This window comes from Staphylococcus ureilyticus (assembly GCF_002902235.1).
Taxonomy (GTDB): Bacteria; Bacillota; Bacilli; order Staphylococcales; family Staphylococcaceae; genus Staphylococcus; species Staphylococcus ureilyticus.
In genome coordinates this window covers 1-311 of sequence record NZ_PPRL01000173.1, presented here as the reverse complement: position 1 = coordinate 311, position 311 = coordinate 1, and the positions used below count along the sequence as shown (strand labels likewise).

Genomic DNA, 311 nt, shown 5'->3' with positions numbered 1-311 from the left:
GGTCACACCTGTTCCCATGCCGAACACAGAAGTTAAGCTCCTTAGCGCCGATGGTAGTCGGACTTACGTTCCGCAAGAGTAGGACGTTGCCAGGCAATTCCATTTTGACCTTTGGGTCGTTTTTTTATGGAATAATGATTATCATAGATTAATTTTAAAAAGTATTTGACTTTCAAAGTCAAAACCTGTAGAATTAATTCTTGTGATTGAAACAAATGAACATTGAAAACTGAATTGCAATATGTCAACGTTAATTCCGATTTCAACATTAAATGTTGAATCAAAACAACGTGTTATTAATAACACAAATT

General features: G+C 34.7%; 1 rRNA gene. It reads left to right on the top strand.

The window, feature by feature from the left end:
- Positions 1-95 (top strand): 5S ribosomal RNA (gene rrf, locus CD150_RS12965); the annotation flags it as partial.
- Positions 96-311 lie beyond the last annotated feature (216 nt).